The sequence below is a fragment of the Helicobacter pylori genome (assembly GCF_001998165.1).
Lineage (GTDB): Bacteria > Campylobacterota > Campylobacteria > Campylobacterales > Helicobacteraceae > Helicobacter > Helicobacter pylori_DL.
In genome coordinates this window covers 1-5,106 of record NZ_MTWR01000069.1, presented here as the reverse complement: position 1 = coordinate 5,106, position 5,106 = coordinate 1, and the positions used below count along the sequence as shown (strand labels likewise).

4 protein-coding genes are annotated in these 5,106 nt (G+C 37.3%); 2 read left to right on the top strand and 2 right to left on the bottom strand.

Going from position 1 to position 5,106, the window contains the following annotated elements; genetic code table 11:
- Position 1 precedes the first annotated feature (1 nt).
- Both BZK24_RS07605 and BZK24_RS07600 read left to right on the top strand, forming a co-directional pair.
- Positions 2-2,245, top strand: a complete 2,244-nt coding sequence (locus BZK24_RS07605) for a DUF3519 domain-containing protein (protein ID WP_242423430.1) — start codon at positions 2-4, stop codon at positions 2,243-2,245.
- On the top strand, positions 2,242-3,363 hold the full coding sequence (locus tag BZK24_RS07600) for a DUF1542 domain-containing protein (RefSeq protein WP_077657057.1): 1,122 nt from the start codon (positions 2,242-2,244) through the stop codon (positions 3,361-3,363). Before BZK24_RS07605 ends, BZK24_RS07600 begins: the two co-directional genes overlap by 4 nt.
- A gap of 217 nt (positions 3,364-3,580) precedes the next feature.
- Here the strand turns inward: BZK24_RS07600 and BZK24_RS07595 are convergent, their stop codons facing one another.
- Both BZK24_RS07595 and rpmB read right to left on the bottom strand, forming a co-directional pair.
- A complete protein-coding gene (locus BZK24_RS07595) occupies positions 3,581-4,717 on the bottom strand; it encodes a potassium channel family protein (protein ID WP_000461982.1) in 1,137 nt (378 codons plus the stop codon).
- Between the two features lie 187 nt (positions 4,718-4,904).
- The gene (gene rpmB, locus BZK24_RS07590) at positions 4,905-5,093 is read right to left on the bottom strand and encodes a 50S ribosomal protein L28 (RefSeq protein ID WP_001118998.1); all 189 of its coding nucleotides are present in this window, start codon (positions 5,091-5,093) and stop codon (positions 4,905-4,907) included.
- Positions 5,094-5,106: the final 13 nt, after the last annotated feature.

The following is a 5,106-nucleotide window of genomic DNA, read 5'->3' as shown; positions in this document are numbered from 1 at the left end:
TATGGGGAGTATGTCAAGCAAAGCTTTAAACGAAGCCACCGCAGGCGCAGCGTTAAAATACCACATTCAAAAAGCGCTAGAAAGAAGCCACACGATAAGCGAATTTAGTAAGAATTTAGAACTGAGCGCTAAAAATTCCAAGTTTTCTAATGCTACGATGCGAAAGATTGAAGAGATCACGCAAGGCGTTAAAAGCGCTAAAGAAAACATCACTAAGCAAAAGAAAGCGTTACAAGAGGCTATAACCCCCTTAAAACAATTTGGCACTAATTACTCCGAGTTTGCATTAAGGCCAAAAGAAGCGTTAGAGAAACTATTGCAAGAGAAAAGCGGACAAGTTGCAGGCGCAGCGTTTAGGGACGATTTAGGAGGGATTGATTTTGTGTGGGGCAAGGATGGCAAAGATGGCTACGGATTAGCACACATCTTAGAAAAGAGAGAAAAACAATACACAAGATTAGGATTAAATACAGAGCAAATTAAAGAAAGAACAGATGAGCTATTAAAATCTATCCCTGAAGTCATTGAGAACGGAACATTATTTAAAGACGATTTAGGGCGCGTTAGCGTGGAATTAAATAACATAAGAGTGGGGCTAAAAAACACATGGGATAATAACAATCTAAATAATCATTTTGTGGTTACTAGCTATGAGAGAGATGAAAAAGTATTAAGGGAATTAGAAACCAAACCGCCACTTTCTAACGATTACAAAGACAATAGCAACTATAGTGTCTTAAACCTTAATGAAAACAATTCTACTAAAGAAAGCTTAAAAAGTCAAGAACCGCCCTTATCTATATTAGAAAAAAGCCAACTAGAGAAAGAAAAGAAACTAGAAAGCGAAAGATTAGCTAAAGCAGAAAAAGAATATGCCCAAAAGATTAAAGATAAAGAAGAGGCCGAACTGAGAGATAAAATTAGAGCGCAAAAAAACGCCACGCTAGGCAAAAGCGAATTAGACAGAGAAATCGCCAAAAGTGAAAACATACCCTACAAAGAGCCAGAAAACACCCCTAAAACGAGCGTTAGCTTAAACGATGATGAAATACACCTCTTAAAGTTTGTGATCGTCAATAAGAGCGATTTAAAGCCCAATTTCAAAAACACGGGCACGCAAACACGCACCGCAGTGGATAGCAAGAAAGTAGAAGAGATAGCCAAGCGCTTTGATCCTAAATTGATTATAGGGCGCGGGGGTTTTGATGACTTGCCCATTATCTTACCAGACGGGCAAGTGATCGCAGGAAACCACCGAATAGCTGGCATGCTAAACTTTAACGCAGAGAGCCGAAAAAAATACGAACAAGCGCTTAAAGAGAATTTCAACATTAGATTAAAACCTAATGAGCTTTTAGTGCGAATGCCAGAGCAGGAATTAAACGACAAAGAGATTTTTAAAATAGCGAGCAAATCTAACGAAAACCGAGCGAACAGCTTTGGCGATACGCTTTTAAGCGCGATGAGCAGTTATAACGACAAATTGAAACATTTGCCGCCTAAATTTGAAAGCGACAGCGTGGAGAATTTAGCCAATCAGGTTGCAAGAATGTTAGAAAGAGACGCTAAAATCCCAAGCGCCATTCAAGTTGAAAACGCTAACCTTTCTCTTTTGAGTCATTACGCCAGAAACACCCCAAATAACAGCTTTTTAGAAGTGTTTGATAACGCTTATAAAAACCTAGACAGAGAGCAATTTAAGGCGTTTAAGGAAATGTTTGCCAATAACAGCGCGAATTTTCACAATCTCAATAACGACACCACGATTAAAAATTTCACGATTTCACCTTATCTAACCGATGTGCTAGACACTACCGCTAAAATGCTTGAAAGCGGTAACAGAGCTGATAATTTTTCTAAGTTAGCGCATGACATTGACTACCTAGTTAATACAACAGATGAAAACGGCATGAATGCTTTCATTAAGGAAAATAAGGACGCTTACAACAGCATGATAAGCCAATTATTAGGGAGTTCTTTTGCACGCTTTTTACGCCTTGAAAACCCTAGCGCGCAGTTTTATGAGTTTTTGGTAAAAGCTAAAGACCAAATGATAGAAAACGCAGTTGATATTTTTACAGGAACTAGTAAGCCTATTAGTCAAATTAATATTTTTGATTTCATTAAATATGGCATTGAAAGCGGTAAAAGCAGTAAGGAAAGCAGGGAATTACTTAATCTGTTGCCAGAGTTAGAAAAAAAGTTTAACGCCCATGAGAAATTTTTAAAAGGAATTGAAAAATGAATTACCCTAATCCACCCAGCCCAGAAATCGCCACTAAAGAAAAACCAGCGTTTAAAGAAATCACAAGCGAGTTATTAAGAGAGCTTGAAAACGCTTTAAATAACGCTACATTATGGAAAGAGCAAGTTAATTTAAGCCTTAAAGGAGTGAAAAGGATTTTAGAAGTTATAACGGGCATGGATTTTTTTCAAAAAGCCAATGAAATTGATGAGAGATTGAGAGGGATCGTTAAATGGTTAGAAAATTCAAGCGATGGACTGCAAACTAAAATGCGAGAATATGAAAGCTATTTCAACGATTTCAATACGAGCATGCGAAGTAACGAGCAAGAAGTAACCGCTACCTTAAACGCTAATACTGAAAACATCAAAAGCGAGATTAAAAAGCTAGAAAATCAAATCATAGAAACCACGACAAAGCTTTTAACGAGCTATCAAATCTTTTTAAACCAAGCCAGAGAAAACGCTACAAATCAAATTAACGCTAACAAAACCCAAAGCCTTGAAGCGATAACACAAGCTAAAACGAACGCTAATAGTGAAATAAGCGAAAAACAAACGCAAGCGATAAATAACATTAACGAAGCTAAAGAAAGCGCTAACAATGAAATAAACACGAACCAAACGCAAGCGATAAACAACATCACGCAAGCTAAAACTACAGCCACAAGCGAGATTAACGAAGCGAAAAAAACCGCATTTAACGAACTTTTAGAAACCTTAAAGCCGAAATTTAGCGGCTTGTTTGTGGGCGTTTATTATATTAGGAATACGATCTATATACAAGGTGGATGGGAGCAGAAAGTCAAGGATTTAAGCGATTACACGCTAGAAAAAAGCAAAAAATACGAAATAGAGGTTTTTTTTAGTTTTGTTACCGCACAAAAAACAGAAAATAGCGCGTATTTTGGGCTGAAAACGAACGAAGGCTTTTTGAAAGAAAGCATTCAAAAAATCACGCATAAGTATGTATCGCAAACTTACCATACTAAGCTTTTAGTAGAAAATGTGAGCGGTATTTTAGAATTGTATCATGGGTATTTTTACGGAAATATCAATTATTTCAATGAAGCGATTATTACGATCATATCAACAAAGAAGGCTTTAAAAGGGTTATAATTAACTCTCATTGAGCGTATGGGTGTGAGAAAAATAAGCCTCAAATCCGTTTAAGTCTTAGATCTGTTCTAATTAAACATAAATAACTAAAGCTTTTTGGCTAACGCCAAGCTCTTTGCTATGGATTGTAAAAAATGTTTTTAGCATTTTTTAGATTTTATTACCCGTATTTGATGAGAGTCAAGCCTTTTTTATTTTATAAAAAGGGCTGTATCAATCACAAGGAAATGTAATCCACTTCTTTTGGTTTTTGGTGGCTAGTAATGAGTTGCTTACAGGTTGCAACGCCTTCTGAAGTGCCAACCATTAATAGTTTGGATTCGCTCGCAATAATCGTTTCCCCGTCAGGCATGGGGATGTATTTGCCATCTTTTTGAGTGATACCAATCACAAAGGCTTTGGCGATCTCTCTAAAATGGGCTTCTTTTAATTTCCTTAACACAAGCCAGCTGGTTTTGGGGACAATCACTTCTTCTAAGTCTAAAAGCGTGTCTTTTTTATTGATAAAGCGCTCTAAGATATTTTCCATATCCGGACGCACCGCCATCGCACTCACTCGTTGAGCCATGAGCTTTGTAGGGGAAACCACCATATCAGCCCCTAATTTTTTTAATTTTTCTAAGCCTTCATCGCTATGCGCGCTCGCAATGATGTAATAAGGTTTGCGCTTTAATTCCTTTTCAAACAAGCGCACGCTCACCATTAACGCCACATTCACCGGTAAAATCTTAGACAAAGCCACAACACCCCTAGCGCTGCTTAAGTGGGTTTTTAGCATGGCTAAATTGGTGTGCGGATCGCCTATGATATAGTAGGGGTATTTGTGCTTAATGGCTTCTTCTTCAAAACTAGGGTCATTATCCACGACCACAAAAGGGATTTGAGCAGAGCGGAATTGCTTGCTCAATTCAATGGTGTATTCGTTGTGGTAACAAATCACATAATGATCCTTAAGGCGCGCGATTTTATAAATCATACCTTTCTCCTTAATCAATCTGGTAAGCGTGCCTTTATTGACCACGCTAACTAAAATAGCCACGCTAAAGGCAATAATTCCTGCCCCAAAAAACATTAAAATGGAAGTTAAAAAAATACTTATAGGCCCGAACTGGCTTTCATTTAAAGCACCAAACCCTGTAGCTGTCATGGTGTAAGTCGTTTGAAAGAAAGCTTGCATAAGGCTATAATTTTCTAGGGCGAAGTATCCCAGAGTGCCTAAAAGCACAAGCAATTGGATTAAAATAAGCGGGAGTCTAAAGACCTTAAATTGCTCATAGATTTCAGAATTTAAATTGACTTCTGGCTGAATTTCATCGTCTTTTTTGATTTTAAAAAATTTCAACTTTTCAAACAAAACCAATTCCTAGATCAAAATAAATTTTTTTGAAAGCGTTTACCTCTAAATTTAATTAAAACGCTAAACCTAATCTAGGCCGTGTTTTAATCTCAAAAAGAAGTTTAGTTTTAAGGGAAGTTTTAAAAAGGTTATCAAAAACACCAAAACCATCCCTATAATCAAAAATGGATAGAAATTCTAAAAACTAAGCCCCTTTACGCATGGTTCTTAAAGTGGAAGCAGCCACCTTAATGCGTTTGGTCGTGCCGTCGTCTAATTGGATCTTAATCGATCGCAAGTTAGGGAGTAAGCGGCGTTTGTTTTTGTTGTTCGCATGACTGACATGATTGCCTATCATAGGCCCTTTAAAAGTTAAAGCGCATCTTTTTGCCATTGTGTATCCTTAA